This window comes from Acinetobacter wuhouensis (genome assembly GCF_001696605.3).
Taxonomy (GTDB): domain Bacteria; phylum Pseudomonadota; class Gammaproteobacteria; order Pseudomonadales; family Moraxellaceae; genus Acinetobacter; species Acinetobacter wuhouensis.
This window is the reverse complement of record NZ_CP031716.1, coordinates 1,544,997-1,562,362: the sequence shown is the minus strand read 5'-3', so window position 1 is coordinate 1,562,362 and position 17,366 is coordinate 1,544,997. Positions and strand designations below refer to the sequence as shown.

The 17,366-nt window shown below is 37.3% G+C and carries 12 protein-coding genes; 1 reads left to right on the top strand and 11 read right to left on the bottom strand.

All coding sequences use genetic code 11. The features are described from left to right. Positions 1 to 90: 90 nt before the first annotated feature. On the bottom strand, positions 91 to 1,104 hold the full coding sequence (locus BEN71_RS08045) for a substrate-binding domain-containing protein (RefSeq protein WP_068976042.1): 1,014 nt from the start codon (positions 1,102 to 1,104) through the stop codon (positions 91 to 93). A 923-nt stretch (positions 1,105 to 2,027) separates the two neighbouring features. Between BEN71_RS08045 and BEN71_RS08035 the strand changes: the two genes are divergently transcribed. Beyond that, a complete protein-coding gene (locus tag BEN71_RS08035; RefSeq protein WP_068976043.1) occupies positions 2,028 to 2,693 on the top strand; it encodes an O-methyltransferase in 666 nt (221 codons plus the stop codon). 465 nt (positions 2,694 to 3,158) lie between these two features. Here BEN71_RS08035 and BEN71_RS08030 read toward each other — a convergent pair whose 3' ends face one another. From BEN71_RS08030 to BEN71_RS07985, 10 genes are all read right to left on the bottom strand, one after another. Next, positions 3,159 to 4,001: a universal stress protein gene (locus tag BEN71_RS08030; protein ID WP_068976044.1), complete on the bottom strand. Its 843-nt coding sequence runs from the start codon at positions 3,999 to 4,001 to the stop codon at positions 3,159 to 3,161. A gap of 127 nt (positions 4,002 to 4,128) precedes the next feature. Then, complete coding sequence (locus tag BEN71_RS08025) at positions 4,129 to 4,746, bottom strand: acyltransferase (protein WP_068976045.1); 618 nt, start codon at positions 4,744 to 4,746, stop codon at positions 4,129 to 4,131. Positions 4,747 to 4,957: 211 nt separating this feature from the next. Then, on the bottom strand, positions 4,958 to 5,545 hold the full coding sequence (locus BEN71_RS08020) for an IMPACT family protein (protein WP_068976046.1): 588 nt from the start codon (positions 5,543 to 5,545) through the stop codon (positions 4,958 to 4,960). Between the two features lie 163 nt (positions 5,546 to 5,708). Then, entirely contained in the window at positions 5,709 to 12,752 is a 7,044-nt protein-coding gene (locus BEN71_RS08015; RefSeq protein ID WP_264757115.1) for a BapA/Bap/LapF family large adhesin, read from the bottom strand. Positions 12,753 to 12,808: 56 nt separating this feature from the next. After that, positions 12,809 to 13,312: a BapA/Bap/LapF family prefix-like domain-containing protein gene (locus tag BEN71_RS08010; RefSeq protein ID WP_068976048.1), complete on the bottom strand. Its 504-nt coding sequence runs from the start codon at positions 13,310 to 13,312 to the stop codon at positions 12,809 to 12,811. 585 nt (positions 13,313 to 13,897) lie between these two features. Next, the gene (gene lptB, locus BEN71_RS08005; protein ID WP_068976049.1) at positions 13,898 to 14,641 is read right to left on the bottom strand and encodes an LPS export ABC transporter ATP-binding protein; all 744 of its coding nucleotides are present in this window, start codon (positions 14,639 to 14,641) and stop codon (positions 13,898 to 13,900) included. Further along, positions 14,641 to 15,207: a lipopolysaccharide transport periplasmic protein LptA gene (gene lptA / locus BEN71_RS08000; RefSeq protein WP_068976050.1), complete on the bottom strand. Its 567-nt coding sequence runs from the start codon at positions 15,205 to 15,207 to the stop codon at positions 14,641 to 14,643. Before lptA ends, lptB begins: the two co-directional genes overlap by 1 nt. Continuing rightward, positions 15,194 to 15,739, bottom strand: a complete 546-nt coding sequence (gene lptC, locus BEN71_RS07995) for an LPS export ABC transporter periplasmic protein LptC (RefSeq protein WP_068976051.1) — start codon at positions 15,737 to 15,739, stop codon at positions 15,194 to 15,196. Before lptC ends, lptA begins: the two co-directional genes overlap by 14 nt. A gap of 36 nt (positions 15,740 to 15,775) precedes the next feature. Beyond that, positions 15,776 to 16,315 carry a KdsC family phosphatase gene (locus tag BEN71_RS07990; RefSeq protein WP_068976052.1) on the bottom strand — a complete coding sequence of 180 codons (540 nt, stop codon included), beginning with the start codon at positions 16,313 to 16,315 and terminating at the stop codon, positions 15,776 to 15,778. Positions 16,316 to 16,318: 3 nt separating this feature from the next. Continuing rightward, positions 16,319 to 17,296 (bottom strand): KpsF/GutQ family sugar-phosphate isomerase, encoded by a 978-nt coding sequence (locus BEN71_RS07985; protein ID WP_068976120.1) that lies wholly within the window; start codon positions 17,294 to 17,296, stop codon positions 16,319 to 16,321. Positions 17,297 to 17,366: the final 70 nt, after the last annotated feature.

Sequence of the window (17,366 nt, the reverse complement as noted above, 5' to 3'; positions counted from 1 at the left end):
GTTTTTTCAATTTTCATTATTTGAAAAAACTCTTCTTAGCAATGAAAGCCGATGGTAGTCTCCCACCATCAGCTCAATTGTTCGGTTTTATTATTTACCAGCTTTGAAACCAGCAAGTACTTTTGCACGTTCTGAGTCAGATAAAGAGATCAAACCTGCTTTATCTAGTTTAGAACCCTTACCAGAAACTTTCTTGCTCAAGAAGAATTCAGTAAATTCTTTTAAGCCTTTGATTGCTTGTAAATGTTCACCTTTTACATAGAAGTATAAAGGACGAGATACTGGGTATGTACCATTTAGAACAGTTTGTTCAGATGGAACTACATTGTTTACAGTAGCAACACGTAATTTGTCTTTGTTTTGATCATAGAAACCAAGACCAAATACACCTACTGCGCTAGGAGAAGTTTTTAAACGTGCAAGTGTTTCAGTATAATCACCTGCAATTTCAATCACTTTACCGTCTTTACGGAAGTTTGAACATGCTTTTTTCTGAGCATCTTTATCTAACTTTTTGAAGTAATCATACGCTTCACAACCTGATTCAACCATTTTCTCTTGGAAAACTTCACGTGTACCGTGGTTAGATGCAGGAACAACTAAAGTAATTGGTTCATTTGGCAATGATTTGTCAATTTGATTCCAACGCGTATATGGGTTAGGAACCAATTTACCATTTGATGGTAATTCAGCTGCTAAAGCTGCAAATACGTGTTGTGGACGTAATTTATACGCTGCTTTGTTTGAGTTAGACGCGAAAACGATACCGTCATAACCAATTTTAATTTCTTGGATTTTATTTACGCCCGCTTTTTTACAAGCTGCAACTTCAGTGTCTTTAATTTTACGAGAAGCATTTGCGATATCAATTGTGTTATCGCCCACACCTGAACAGAACTGTTTTAGACCAGCAGAACTACCGCCTGAGCCAACTACAGGTGCTTTAAATTGAGGGAAAGTATTACCAAATTCTTCTGCAACGATACTTGCAAAAGGAAGTACAGTAGAAGAACCAGCGATTTGAATTGTATCACGAGCATTTGCTGTAGTTGCTAGTGCTGCCCCTGAAACTGCTAAAGCAAGTGCGATATGATTAATGCGCATTCTTTTCTCTCTTAAAATAAGCTGCGATATTTGAAAGACGCCACTTCAGTTTTTTGTTGTGTCGTGCTTTTCCGATAACTGCATTTTGATTTTAAAATATGACAAATAAGTTACAGCTTTATTACGCTTTTGTGATAATTGATGATTTGCATTTGATTTAATTAAAAATCTTTAAAATTCAATATGTAATAAACTGTATTTAATTTTTAAAATATAAAATTTTTCAGCTTTGAATTGTAATATTTCATGTTGATGTCATAAAACTACGATTTAAAATTATGCAAACACACGTCAAGTCACGTCGTACAAACAAAATTTAAGCATCTTTTATCGGCTAAAATATACATAAAATGAGCAGTGAATATGACCAGTACAATGTCCAGAATCTCCTTACTTAGTCGCAAAGAATGGCACGAAACCTTTCTAAAAATGCTCAGTTCGACCAGTATGCTGACTTTTATTATCTGTATGAGTTGTCTGATTATTTACATTTTATTGTCTGAAGTAAGTCAATATTTTATGATTCAAAATATAGTGATTAGCTTTAGTTTCATCAGCCTTTTTATATTGATCATGCAAACTTTCCGCTCAATGTATCGGGTCTATTATTTACCTTTAATGAATAGTTGCACGCAAAGCTATCAAAAAATTATTTTCTTTTGCTGTAGTTTTTCGATGATGTTGATCATTTTAAGTTCTTTCTTACTGAGTTTTAGCAAAATGTTAAAGGATTATTACAACTAAAACCTCTTTATTGGTCATTTAGATTTTATTGTCGCCATTTCTTCATATTTCTCATATCTGCACAGCAAAAGCACAATTGAACAAAAATAAAGCAACAACCTTTATTAAAATTGCACTCTGTGTTTAAACGATTAAAATGCACCTATACCAACCCTGCGACTCCAAATTAGGTGATAAACATGCAACAAATGTGGTCAGACATCGATGCTTATATCGAATCACATTTAATTCCTGAAGATCCAATCCTGACTCAGACCTTAAAACATACGGCTGACAGAGGATTTCCAGATCACCTCGCAGTTGCAGCCAATCAAGGTATGTTGTTGCAAATGCTGATTCAAATGAACAAATGTAAACGTGTTTTAGAACTTGGTACTTTTGCAGCTTATAGCACCATGTGGCTAGCTCGTGCACTACCCGATGATGGTTATATTTTAACGATCGAAGGTCGTGATACCCATGCCGCTTTAGGGCAAGAAAATATTGATAATGCCAAACTTAAACAAACTATAGAATTAAAATGTGGTCGGGCTGCTGACATTCTTAAAGCTTTGCCAGCAGATACAGAAGCTTTTGACTTTATATTTGTCGATGCGGATAAGCAAAGCTATCCTGAATATTTGGAATTAAGCTTAAATCTTTCACACTCAGGCACAGTGATTGTATTGGACAATGTGATTCGTGCCGGAGATATTCTTGACCCTGAAAATGTTAAGCCAAGTATCGAAGGCATCCGTGATATGTATAAAGCTATGCAAAACCATCCGAAAATTTTATCTTGTACTGCATTGCAAACAGTTGGTAGTAAAGGTCATGATGGTTTTGCAATCGCAATTGTAAAATAAACCCTAAATATTTTACTTTTCAACTAAAAAAGACTGCGACTACATCGTGGTCTTTTTTATTTTTAATTTTCCTATTTTTATACCACTGAATACTTCATATATTTGAGTTATCCCCTGAACTTGTTTGTAGAATTGTGGATAACTCAGTTATAGCTTTTTAAACCAATGAATATTATGAAATTTATTTAAAAGATTATTTTTTAATCAGTTAAAATATGCAATATTTAAAAAACTATTGCTTTTGAAAAAGCAAGATTTATCCAAATTATTTTTATCATTTAAAAATATAAAAGCCGTAAATTTGTAGATTTACGGCTCTGTAAAAACAATTATTGAATTACGTAATTTACTTAACTATTCAATAATTATTAAAATAATTTACTCAAAAACAATGATGAAATAAATAACGATTGATCGTAATTTTCATCAAAACGGTCATCAAAACTTTCATCAAAAAACAGAACCCTATTTAGTCACCAATAATGGAACAGATGAATTCCTAAAAATCGTTGTTGTAACACTACCGAGGAAAAACTGATGAATCTTACTATGACTAAATGCACCTAATACAATCAGCTGGATTTGATGCTGATTTTGATAATCTAGAATATTTTCAGCGATATCACCATAACGATATTCAACAACAACATCCAAACCTGCATCTCTTAAACGTTGTGCAGGTTCATTTAATATTTCAGGATGATCTCCAACATAGACTAAATGGCATTGCAATAGCCGTAACAAGTCACTTTTCTCTACACGTTTAAGCATTTTTTGACAGGCTTCGGAAAGCTCATAGGCAAAAATAAAGCGTGTCGGTGGCTTAAAGGTTTCGCCTACAGTCAAAACCGTACTTTTTGTACCACGAATAAAGTTTTCTACATTACTTCCTAGTACTTTATTCTTTTCAGCAGATCGCTCACCAACACGACCGATCACGGCAATATCATCCACAGTGAGTTCACTAAAACTTTGTTCAAGAAAATCGCCTTTCATTTGAATTTGAGTCGGTGTGATCCCATATTTTTCTTGAATCATTTCTGAAATGTGCTTCAGTAAATTATTACTATAATCTAGTGCTAATTCACTTTGCTTCTGCTCCAACTCGGCAAGCTCTTTGAGTAACATGGCATTACTTTCAAAACCAATGACCCCACTAATTTCACCTAAATGATAACTTGCTGGGTAATAGTCCAAAACTTGTAATAAAACCAGCTCACGCCCTGTTTTCTGAGCAATCCAAGCAGCTGCTTCTGCCAATGCATTGATACACGGAGAAGAATCAATACACGCCACGACTCTATTCATTTTAACCTCGCTTTAGCTTTCCAGCTCTGGGTTTTCTTTATTTAAAATTAGCATAAGTTTTGGCAAGTTTGGACAGCTTTATGTAATCAATCCTTATTTTTATTAAGGATTTGTACAAAGCGTGAATTCACTCACGGAATCGGATAAATCGCGCAGGATTCCCTGCCACAATCTCACGTTCTTCAACATTCTTGGTTACCATACTGTTCATTCCCACGACTGCTTTAGAAGCAATTTTCACACCATCTTTGATGCCTACATGTGCGCCTAACCAGACATCTTGTCCAATTTCGATACCTTTCGATGTTACCGCTTGTTGGTAAATTGGTTGCTCTAAATCCATGCCGTGATCAAAGGCATAGAGATGACAATAAGCTGCGATACGCACTTGATCGTGCAATTTAATACCGACACGCCCACCATCTAAAATGCAGTGATGGTTAATCGCAACTTCATTGCCAATTTCCAATGGCCCATGCAAGGTACAATCCGCAGCAATAAAGGTATTGTCACCGATAATAATTTTGCGTCCAGGTTCTGCAAAGATATGTGCCAAGGGTGAAATAAAGCAATTTTCACCTATTTCAACCGTTTCCATTGCCTTAAGATAAGCTTGATACTCGTGTTGCCACTGCTCCGCCCAGACTTTATTTTTAGCTTTGAGTGAATAATACAACCACGGCATATAATTTAAACGATGTTTGTGTTGTTCACGATACTTCAGTAATGGATCTTGTTCAGTCATCGTTTTCCTCTACCACTTTGAGTTGTTCACGTCCTATGAGGCACTGCCTCGCAAGAGAGAACGTATGCACACTATTCATCTAATAATTTTAACTGTTCACGTCCTGAGAGGCACTGCCTCGCAAGAGAGGACGTATGCACACTATTCGTCTAATAATTTTAACTGTTCACGTCCTGAGAGGCACTGCCTCGCAAGAGAGGACGTATGCACACTATTCGTCTAATAATTTTAACTGTTCACGTCCTCTAGTCACATCTTGGATTTTAAGTTTTAATGCGTCAATTTGATGGATTTGTAATAAGGCATCGACCTGCACACCTTCAGCAGTATATTGTTCTGTGTATTCAATTTGTTGGGTATTCAATTCATATTGAAAGATTGCCCATTCGTTAAATTGGCATTGAAAATAAACTTTTTTCTTTTCTATTAATTCTATTTTTTCAGCGAGTAATAGGCACTGCCCTGCACATCCACCATAGGCACGGACTAAACCTCCTGTACCGAGTTTGATTCCACCATACCAACGATTGACTAAAACAATGGTATTGGTTAATTCATTACCTTCAATGGTTGCCAGTATTGGACGCCCTGCTGTGCCTGAGGGTTCACCGTCATCATTAAAACGAACATTGTGTCCTATTTTCCAAGCCCAGCATTGGTGTGTGGTGCTAATGTCGAGGTGCTTTTCTAGAAATTCTTTGACCTGCTGTTCATTTTCTACAGGTGCAGCGATCGCTTGAAAGCGACTCTTTTTAATGTCCTCTTCAAACGTCGTTTCAGTTGCTAAGGTAAAAGCCATAAGGGAAATAAAAAATTTAAACTCAATATGCTGTGATTATAGCGTGTTATTGCATAAATGACGGCTAGGAATCGTTTATTTATGGATGAATCAAAATACTTGATGCAATAAAAAACCCTAAGCGAACTTAGGGTTTCTCGAATCAATGATTAAGTCGCTTCAATTAAAATCCTAGTTGATGATTTTGAAGTAATAGTTTCAAAATATCATCTTCAGTTTTGCCATTAAATGCTGCACCCGTTTGAGCTAATCCATTCATTTGTAATAGATCCGTCTTCACTGTATATGCTGTTCCTGCACCATCTCTATCGATAGTAAGAGTTACATCATCACCATCTACTTTCACACCAAGATAATTTTTCAAATAAGCCGTAGAAGCTGTGAGATCACTAGTAATATTTGCACTGTTAAATCCAATCAGTAGTGCTGAAAGATCAACTTTATCTGCCTCAGCATCAGTTGTAACATTTCCAACGTGGAAATCTGTCCATGTGTCTTTGCCATTTCCGCCTGTTGCGTCTGTATTAGACAATAATTTGAAAATGACGGTATCGGAGCTACCTGAAGTCGAAATAGTATCATTACCCGCTGTGCTATATAGCATGTCTTGATAAATAGACCCGACAAACTTACTTCCTACATTAATCGAAAGTACAGCTTGTTCACTTGTTCCATCAGCAGCAACGATTGTATAGGTAAATTTATCTATACCATAACCCGATCCATTGGCGGTGTAGGTATAATTCCCACTTTTTTCTAAAACCAAAGTCCCATAAGAACCAGTTATAGTTAAACTCGATGAATCTTGTGTAATGGTACTATTGAGGTACATTTCTTTACCACTGATCAGTACTTTACCATGCGTTGTTACACTACCCAAATCATCATTACTAAAGATATTTCCAGTTTTAACGACAGCCGTTGTACTATCTGCTTCTATATATTTACCTGATGTAGTCGTTTTGATATTAGCATCTAAACTATAAGTCGGAACTCCAGAAGTCTGAACCAAAGTAATAACTAATTGATATTCACCTGATGATAAATTCCCTAACAAATTACTGATCGTAATACCAGTTCCAATACTTGTTGGCTCCTTAAGTATTATTACTTCATTTGTTATTTTATTAATGATTTTTGCTTCGAATGTTCCTCCACCTAAACCTGTCCGAGTCACTTTAATATTGTAATTGGTATCATGATATAAATTATCAGGATTAATCGTAAAATTATAGTTATACGTTTTAGTCTTATTCACATCACTCAGAGTAACTAAAGGACTAGCATTAACCAAATTTGCATTTACTACTATAGGATCAGCTGTATTAACTAGCTGTACAGCATCAAAATCTGCTTTTAAATTAAGTGTAGTTAAATCAATAATTAAATTCGCAGTTGAAGATAAACCAAGTTTTGCATCGTATAGCGTATAACTAAATGTATCCTTTTGGCCAACATAACCTGTAGCTGTTGGATTAATAGTATAACTATAAGTGCCATCTTGATTAATTGTAAGCGTGCCATATTTACCGTTCACAGTAATAGAAGTATCACTCCCAAATTTAACGCCATTTACTGCATATAATTTTGCATCAGTTGTCAGTTTATCAACACCATAACCTGAATTATCTGTCAGTACATTACCTTCTAAAGTTAAATTCGTTGAACCATCTAACTTAATACCATCTACGCTATTATAATCATATACCTTCTCATTAATGACATACAGCGTATAACCCGTTAATGCAGCCAGCCCACTTCCAGCATTCATTAATAAAACATAATCACCTTCAGTTAAAGTAAGTGGGGTTAAAGGTGAAACCCCTCCTAAGAATGCACCAAACCAATCAGGTTTAGCGAGATATTGTTCATAATAACCTGTTGTCACATTGAGTTTATAAACATAAAAATCCATTGTTCCAATAACAACACCACCCACATCTGCTTTGATATTTAATTCTTCGACTTTACCAGAACCGACACTCAATCTGATACCAACATTTTGATTACCCGTATTACTACTGCTTTCAAGTAACCCTAAATCAAGTACAGGACCCAAATCTAATCCAACAGTGATAAAACCAGTTTTTTTCGCAACATAACCACCAATTGTAATATCATTACCTGTTTGAGCAATATTCGTTATAGTAGGTATAATTTCTAAATGACCCACTTTAATATCAGTTGTAGCATACAGTTCTTGACCACTTGGGGTTACTGGTGTTTGATTTTGACCACGAATAGTAATTTGTAATTGAGCTGAGGAATCTTGGTTATAACCATCACTGATTGTATAGTTAATATATTCTTTTTGCCCGATCGAAACATGTGATCCATTTGCCGAATAGCTATACGTTCCATCAGTATATAAAGTAAATGTTCCATACAGACCTACAATTTCAGTTTCTGCATCTTGTGGATCAATTGTCTGAGTAGCAATAACTTGCCCACTACTGTCTAGTATTTGAATAAGTGTAACTTTCGCAGAGGCTTGATAACCTAATAGATCATCATTTTGCGGTTTATTAACTTCCTCATACAATGAACCAGTAATCGTCTTAGGTTCAAAATAATAATCCTTACCAGAAATCGTAATGTCTGTTTGCTCATAGATTGTTAATGTACTTGCAACTAATCCCGCAACAATTCCTGTTATAAAATCTGCGGCATTTAATACATTTTTTAGTATTGGCAAGTCAGTTAAAGCCTTCACCAACACATCTAACCGAACACCATTGACGGTATCTAATAAGCCTGAAACCAATCCTACAACAACTGTTGATAATAAATTACCTTGCCCTTTCGCCTCTAATAACGCTTTCAAAGTATTAATTACTAATTCTTCGTTTTCTGCACCGAGAAGCTTTTCTCCACTTGCTAATTCAGCAAGCGTTAGTTCTGTCAACACATCGGATAATACGCTTTGATCACTTGCTATTACAGCTTTGTAATCACCTTCCGGTAAATCGTCAAGGCTTACTGCAATCGTGTTTCCATCTCCAACAATACCTAATACTTGTAATAATGAGCTATCAGCAATTACACCACCATTTTGTACAGTTTTAACAGCATACTGCTCATATTCCCCTTGGTCATTTTTACGCATAATAATGACTGAAAAACCAGTAGCAACAGAAAGTAAATCTTGTTGCTGTATCGTGATCAACACATCACTTGAATAATCTATAGTGGAATCACCATTTTTTGGTAATGTAAATTCAACACCTGAGCTTTCAGTATTACTACTAAGTAGTTCAATAACTTTGGTATCATGAGCATTGATAATATCGTCCCATACAGCAACACTCTCCAATCCAAAATCAACTGTATTGAAATCATTTTTAGCTAAAAGTGGATCAAGTCCATTCAATGTATTAACAACAACTTGGAAGCTTGCACCATCTAATCCATTTACATTTTGAATTGCATTTGCATCATCGGATGAAGTTGGATCCATATAAATCAGTGAAACTATCGCGTCTTTGGGAATCGCTGGGCTGGTATGAAGCACAATACTTTCATGGGTTGTATCTGTGAAACTAATTGAATCAATTGTCACACTTTGACCATTTACAAGTAAGACAAATGAACTCGCATTTGGTAAATCTGAAGACAATGCTTGGTCAAATGTTAAAATAATTTCTCCTTCTGGTGTTGCAACACTTGATAATAAAATTGGAGGAGTTTCTGTTGTTGGTGGCACTTGTGTAGATCCATTGTCACTACCACCAATCACTTTATCAAAGCTAACAACATCATTGCCTGCCGCATCTTCAAGTACGCCATTGTCGGTAGTACCATCACTGGTATCTACGTCTTTGTAGCTCACGACAACAGTAGAACCTGCTGGAATTACGGGACTGGTCACCACTGTGACTGTATCACCTATTACCTCAACACTTTGGACGGTTACCGCTTGTCCATCGACCATCACTTTGAAATCTTCAACTGTCGCAGCTTCTCCAGCAAGTGCTTCATCAAAGGTCAAAATAATTTTTCCAGTTGGGTCGACCACTGCTGTTTTAAGTAATGGCGCTACTGTGTCTGGTGTCGTCGGGGGCTGTTGAGTTGATCCATTGTCACTACCACCAATCACTTTATCAAAGCTAACAACATCATTGCCTGCCGCATCTTCAAGTACGCCATTGTCGGTAGTACCATCACTGGTATCTACGTCTTTGTAACTCACGACAACAGTAGAACCTGCTGGAATTACGGGACTGGTCACCACTGTGACTGTATCACCTATTACCTCAACACTTTGGACGGTTACCGCTTGTCCATCGACCATCACTTTGAAATCTTCAACTGTCGCAGCTTCTCCAGCAAGTGCTTCATCAAAGGTCAAAATAATTTTTCCAGTTGGGTCGACCACTGCTGTTTTAAGTAATGGCGCTACTGTGTCTGGTGTCGTCGGGGGCTGTTGAGTTGATCCATTGTCACTACCACCAATCACTTTATCAAAGCTAACAACATCATTGCCTGCCGCATCTTCAAGTACGCCATTGTCGGTAGTACCATCACTGGTATCTACGTCTTTGTAACTCACGACAACAGTAGAACCTGCTGGAATTACGGGACTGGTCACCACTGTGACTGTATCACCTATTACCTCAACACTTTGGACGGTTACCGCTTGTCCATCGACCATCACTTTGAAATCTTCAACTGTCGCAGCTTCTCCAGCAAGTGCTTCATCAAAGGTCAAAATAATTTTTCCAGTTGGGTCGACCACTGCTGTTTTAAGTAATGGCGCTACTGTGTCTGGTGTCGTCGGGGGCTGTTGAGTTGATCCATTGTCACTACCACCAATCACTTTATCAAAGCTAACAACATCATTGCCTGCCGCATCTTCAAGTACGCCATTGTCGGTAGTACCATCACTGGTATCTACGTCTTTGTAACTCACGACAACAGTAGAACCTGCTGGAATTACGGGACTGGTCACCACTGTGACTGTATCACCTATTACCTCAACACTTTGGACGGTTACCGCTTGTCCATCGACCATCACTTTGAAATCTTCAACTGTCGCAGCTTCTCCAGCAAGTGCTTCATCAAAGGTCAAAATAATTTTTCCAGTTGGGTCGACCACTGCTGTTTTAAGTAATGGCGCTACTGTGTCTGGTGTCGTCGGGGGCTGTTGAGTTGATCCATTGTCACTACCACCAATCACTTTATCAAAGCTAACAACATCATTGCCTGCCGCATCTTCAAGTACGCCATTGTCGGTAGTACCATCACTGGTATCTACGTCTTTGTAACTCACGACAACAGTAGAACCTGCTGGAATTACGGGACTGGTCACCACTGTGACTGTATCACCTATTACCTCAACACTTTGGACGGTTACCGCTTGTCCATCGACCATCACTTTGAAATCTTCAACTGTCGCAGCTTCTCCAGCAAGTGCTTCATCAAAGGTCAAAATAATTTTTCCAGTTGGGTCGACCACTGCTGTTTTAAGTAATGGCGCTACTGTGTCTGGTGTCGTCGGGGGCTGTTGAGTTGATCCATTGTCACTACCACCAATCACTTTATCAAAGCTAACAACATCATTGCCTGCCGCATCTTCAAGTACGCCATTGTCGGTAGTACCATCACTGGTATCTACGTCTTTGTAACTCACGACAACAGTAGAACCTGCTGGAATTACGGGACTGGTCACCACTGTGACTGTATCACCTATTACCTCAACACTTTGGACGGTTACCGCTTGTCCATCGACCATCACTTTGAAATCTTCAACTGTCGCAGCTTCTCCAGCAAGTGCTTCATCAAAGGTCAAAATAATTTTTCCAGTTGGGTCGACCACTGCTGTTTTAAGTAATGGCGCTACTGTGTCTGGTGTCGTCGGGGGCTGTTGAGTTGAGTGGTTGTCCAATGGTTTTACAGTTTCGTTGAAGCTTGCTGCATCTTTACCGTCAATATCTTGAATCGCTTGGATATCATCACCAGCCGTTGGATCTTTGTAGATCACTTGTACACTTTGACCTGCATAGATTGGCGGGTCAAAAGTAAGTATTACGTCTTTACCTTCAACAGTTACTGTGCTTGGAGCCGTCAGTACACCACCGATCAGTATGGTAAAGTCAGTCGCTTGCGGTGGATTGTCCTCATCCAATGGCTCATTAAAACTAAGCACCAATTCCCCATCCACATTGACCGAGGTATTTGTCAAAATTGGAGCAGTCACATCACCCACTTTAACTGTTTCTTTCCCTTCATTTTTCGCAGCATCAGTAACCACAACTGTGACTGTTTCACCATCCACCAATGGACGAGTCAATTGAATATTATCAGGTGTATCATTTCCAGTAATCGTACCACTACCAATCACATTGCCTGCGACATCTTTAATTTCAACAGTACCAGATTCATTTGAAGTCACTTCAATATGAGTCGCATCTGTAACTTCAGTTTTAATGATTGGAGGAGTTTTATCAGTTGGATCAACAACGGTTGATTTATTTGTTAATGCCGTTTCAGGAAGATCAGCCGCATCATTTCCACGAAGATCTTGGATTGCATTGAGATCATCACCTACAGTAGCATCTTGATAACTTACCGTTACGGTTTGACCCGTGTAGATAGGCGGATTTAAAGTTAAAATCACTTGCTGATCAATAACACTCACTGTAATGTTTTCAGCTGGAATAGTTTTGCCATCAACCTTAACAACAAATTGATTAGCAGCTGGCAAATTATCTGCATCTAATTCTTCCGAATAATGAAGCTCAATTTGTCCTAAAGTATTAACGTCCGCACTTTCAAATACAGGCGGTTGTTTATCTGCACTACCGCTATTTCCACCACCAGTAAATTCATCAATGGGGACTTCTTCTGTAGTTTTATTGCCTGCTTCATCTGTTACATTGACAATAATTTTATCACCAGGATTTAATGGCTTATCAACATCAACAATAAGCTGTCCATTCTCATCAATTATACCTTCTGCAATTTTATTGCCTGCACTATCCGTAATTTCGACTTTACTACCAGGTTCATTTGAATCAATTTGAATGGTATTTTCATCAACAATATCCACACTAACTTCTGGTTTAGTAACATCACCAACATTAATTGTTTCTGGTGTTTTATTCCCTGATGTGTCTGTTGCGATAATCGTAATTGTTTCATTATCTTGAAGTGGACGGGACAAAGTAATGTCAATTTCTCCCGCTTGATTTAATTTCCCAGAACCTATGGTATTTCCATTAGCATCTTTAATCTCAATTTTGCTGGCTTCATCAGCTTTAATATTTATTTTTTATTATCAATAACATCAATAGTTAATTTAGGGCCAGTATGATCGCCACTATTCGCACCATTATCTGAATGACTAGAGCCACCACTGCCACCTGCCGCTGCGGCTATACCAATCAACCCTGCCGCTCCTGCAACCCATGCCCAAATTGGCACGACCGCAGAATCATCACCAACTAAATATTCATGAAAATCTGAAATACTCAAATAATCAATTTTTGTAGCAACACCTTCTGTATCAAATGCTAAAAAGTTTAATAAAAAATGTTGTCCATCAGCCGTTTCAATCGTAAATTCTTTCGGTTTTTCACCAACAAAGAAGTCCTCAATGACAACTTTTTCACCATTTAGTAAATATACTTCCAAATTATTATTAACTTTTATTGCCTTAGCAATATTATTTTTCTCAATATTTACTTTATAAACTGAGTGATGGCTATTAACTACATCTTGAGTTAATACTTTTGCCGTTCCTTTTTCGTAAATTGTGATATTTGTCATAATAATTCCTTATTTTATACTTCACCCATCTACAAAAAGATAATTAAATGCGACAAATTTCACAAGTAGTTAATTTTAAAATAAAAAATTCACATATTTATAAAATAAGATATTTCATAAAAACCACTAATATATTTAAAACAACCCAGAGAAATTAAATGTGCTCAACATCACACTATATTAAATTTTAAATAATTAAAATCCACTTTACCCATGTGTTTTAAATCATAAAATTTAGGTAAATTAAATTATTTTTTTATTTAAATAATAAAATATGATTATTATTAATATTTTGAATTTATAAATATTATCTAAACAAACTGAGTCTTTAGACAATGACAGATTAAGCCAAACCTCCATTCTGTCTAATTTTTAATCTGCATAAAAAACCATCTAGAACTTATGGGTATTATTTAAACTAAAAAATCACAATTGTTTATTTTTAAAGCAAATGTGTATCTAAATAATAAACTCCATGAATAAGACATCATCAGTTGCTTATACCTTAATTCTTCTCTATAAACAAAAAATCAAATAAAAAAGGCGAAGCATTTGCTTCACCTTTTTCTATTCAATCAAATCCACTTATACAGTGAAATCATCACCCAAATACACTTCTCGTACTGTTTCATTGGCTAAGACGTCTTCAGGTGTCCCTTCTGCAATGACAGCACCTTCACTAACAATATATGCGTGTTCACAAATTGCAAGAGTTTCACGTACATTATGGTCTGTAATGAGAACACCGATACCACGCCCTTTGAGCTGACGAATAATATCCTTAATATCTCCGACAGAGATCGGATCAACCCCTGCAAAAGGTTCATCCAAAAGCATAAATTTCGGATCAGCTGCCAAAGCTCGTGCAATTTCAGCACGACGTCGCTCACCACCAGAAACACTCATGCCTAAAGAGTCTTTAATATGCGAGATTTTAAAATCTTCCAAAAGCTCTTTAAGACGTTGTTGACGTTGTTGTTTATCTAGGTCTTTACGTGTTTCAAGAATTGCCATGATATTTTCAGCAATGGTCAACTTTCTAAAAATTGAGGCTTCTTGTGGTAAATAACCAATCCCTTTCCGCGCACGCTGGTGCATCGCTAAGTCTGAAATATCTTCATCATCTAAATGAATTTCACCCTTATCCATGCGAACCAAACCGACCACCATATAAAAGCTGGTGGTTTTACCCGCACCATTTGGCCCAAGTAGTCCTACAATCTGTCCACTTTGCATTGTAAAAGAAACATCTTTCACTACCCAGCGCTTACTATACACTTTAGCTAGGTGTTTGATACACAATGTCTGTACTTGATTCTCAGCTTGCATTAATCACGCACCCCAGGGAATGACTTGGTACTGTTTGGCGGAATAATGATTTGCACACGACCTTTTGGTGATCCTGTTTCATTTGAACTACCAGAAGCCTCAATATCACCTTTATTCATACTATAGCGTAAAGTATTACTACGAATACTCGCGCCATTTTGATAAAGATAAGCATTACCCACCAAGTTCAAAATACCTGTTTCAGCATTGTAAATAATTTTCTGTGCTTCACCACGGGCAATACCTTTCGCAGTATCCACTTGTTGCTGAAATTTCGCAGGTGAACCTGTAGCCGTAATCGTACTAATCTGTTTATTTTTATTGAGCTGAGCAACAATTGAAGCCGCTTGTAACTTCATTGTCCCTTGTTCGATAATGACATTACCTGAATAAGTCGTTACACCAGTACGCTCATTATACGTTGCTTTATCTGCAACCAATGAAATCGGTTGGTTACGGTCTGATGGTAGCGCAAATGACGCCACTGAAAAACACATCAAACCAACACTACAAATTGCTTTTTTTAGGAAAGAGTTTTGAATCGAAAATGGCTTAATTAGGTACATACTTTCCTCGAATATGTGCAAACTCATATTGACCTTGATTTAAATCCGCTTTTAAACCTTGGCTGATAAACTCTGCATCTGGTGCATTAACAGTCACTTGGTGATTTGTTTCGAACAGACGTTGCTTAGGATAACCCGTCAACTCATCTGTTAAAAATACCATCGTTCCGCCATCACCAATTTTAGTCGCTTTAACATCACCTGTTAAAATAACCTTTTCATTATCATTAAAGCCTCTTGCTTCTTTTGCAAAAAAAGTTGAATCAACTTGATTGTTTTGAAACATAGATGCATTTAAATGACTCAGTTGCGAAGTTTTTCTTTGTAAATCTTGTTCCAAATGATCAACATGCGCTCGCACATGCAAATTACCTTTTTCATCAGTTTGAACCAATTGGATACCTTCAGCAGAATACTTCATACTTTGAGATGAATCTACATCCAACTTTTTGCCGTTTCCACTGAAATAGTAATAGCCACCACCCATTGCCGCGATGACAACTGCTGTGACATATAAAACCTTAGTATCCATAAATTACATTCAACATTTGATCATTTGAATAAGCTATTAATGCGGTATAGCTGTATATTTTTCAAGTAGTTCTTGGTAAGTGCCTTTTGCCATCAGTAACATATCGCAAACTTCACGTACTGCACCACGCCCACCCATTGCTTGAGTGACTAAATCTGCACGTTTACGTACTTCTACATGTCCATTCGGTACTGTTACTTTCATCCCAGCAATTGCAAATGCAGACAGATCTGGCCAGTCATCACCCATATACAAACAATCTTCAGGGTCTAAATCAAATTGCGCACATGCTTCACGTAGCGCTACGCCTTTATCTTCACGACCTTGAAAAACTAAATCGACACCTAAGTCAGCCATACGTTTTTCAACAATATTGCTTTTACGACCCGTGATGATGATGACTTTAATGCCAGATTTTTGCACCAACTTCATGCCTAAACCATCACGAATATCGAATGATTTAATTTCATCACCGGTATTGGTCAAAGTTACAAAACCATCACTTAAAATACCATCTACATCTAAAACCAATGCTTCAATATGACGCGCTTGTTCCAGTAAAACATAAGAAGCCATTGATTAATTTACTCCAGCTTGAATCAGGTCATGCATGCTAATAACACCAATCACTTTATTGGCATCATCTACAACAATAAATTGGTTAATTTTTTTGTCATTCATTTTCTCTAAAGCCTCAACTGCACGTGCTTCTTTAGAAATGGTTGAAGGATTTTTTACCATCACTTCTGACACAGCTTGATTGACATCAAAACCTTGTTGTTTATCAATCAAACGACGTAAATCACCGTCGGTAAAAATACCCAATAATGTGTCATTTTCGTCCACAATCGTGGTTAAACCTAAGCGTTTATTTGATATTTCGTACAATACTTTATTCATCGGTGTATCAGGATGTACTTTTGGTAAATCATTTCCTGTATGCATCAAATGTTTTACATGCAACAACAATCGTTTACCCAAAGCACCAGCAGGATGTGACATTGCAAAATCGTCTGCGGTAAAACCACGTGCATCTAGTAATGCTACAGCCAATGCATCACCCAACGCTAAAGTCGCAGTTGTACTCGATGTTGGCGCTAATCCCAAAGGACAAGCTTCTTTGATATTTCCGAGTGTCAATGCAACATCTGCATTCTGTGGCACTGGCCCTTTATCATCACCACTAATGGTAATTAAAGGCACTTCTAAATGCTTAATCAGTGGCATCAGCATCATAATTTCATCACTCTTTCCAGAGTTTGAAATTGCGATCAATACATCACCTTTGACTAACATTCCCAAGTCACCATGCCCTGCTTCGCCAGGGTGCATAAAGAATGATGGTGTACCTGTTGATGCAAAGGTTGCTGCCATTTTGCGTCCGATATGTCCCGACTTGCCCATACCTGTAATTACAAGGCGACCTTTGCACTGCAAAATGATTTGGCATGCACGATCAAAACGCTCGTCAATCTGGGTTGCGAGAATTTCTAAAGCTTGTTCTTCAATGCGCAAGGTTTCCAAAGCTACTTTTTGGAAATCAACTTGGTTTGGCAGATTTTCAGGATTCAAAATGGACTAACCTTAACTCTAAGCAGAGTTTTGAATATCAAATGGAATATTTTCA